The organism is Microvirga roseola (assembly GCF_020866965.1).
Taxonomy (GTDB): domain Bacteria; phylum Pseudomonadota; class Alphaproteobacteria; order Rhizobiales; family Beijerinckiaceae; genus Microvirga; species Microvirga roseola.
This window is the reverse complement of sequence record NZ_JAJATX010000224.1, coordinates 1-356: the sequence shown is the minus strand read 5'-3', so window position 1 is coordinate 356 and position 356 is coordinate 1. Positions and strand designations below refer to the sequence as shown.

1 protein-coding gene is annotated in these 356 nt (G+C 60.1%); it reads right to left on the bottom strand.

Annotated elements, in window-relative coordinates; genetic code table 11:
- A partial coding sequence (locus LG661_RS24975; RefSeq protein WP_407666853.1) for an alpha/beta fold hydrolase occupies window positions 1-356 on the bottom strand: 356 nt, incomplete at both ends.

The following is a 356-nucleotide window of genomic DNA, read 5'->3' as shown; positions in this document are numbered from 1 at the left end:
ACGAACTCACTGCCCGGGAGGTTCTGATGCATGTAGCGTCCGACTGCCTCGGGCGCAATCACATCCTGGGAGCATTGAAGGATAAGCGCCTTCGTCTTTACACCGGGCAGGTCGGCGCGGTTGTCCGAGAGGAACGTCACGCGGGCAAAGTGCTTGGCGATCTCCGGATCTGTGCGGCAGAAGCTGTTGGTGAGTTCCTCTCCGAGCTCCGGACGGTCCGGGTTGCCCATGATCACTGGAGCCATGGTGCTCGACCAGCCGAGATGGTTGCTATCGAGGAAGTCGAGGAGGCCCTCGATGTCCTCCTGCTTGAACCCTCCAACGTACTCGCCATCGTTGATGTAACGTGGTGACGG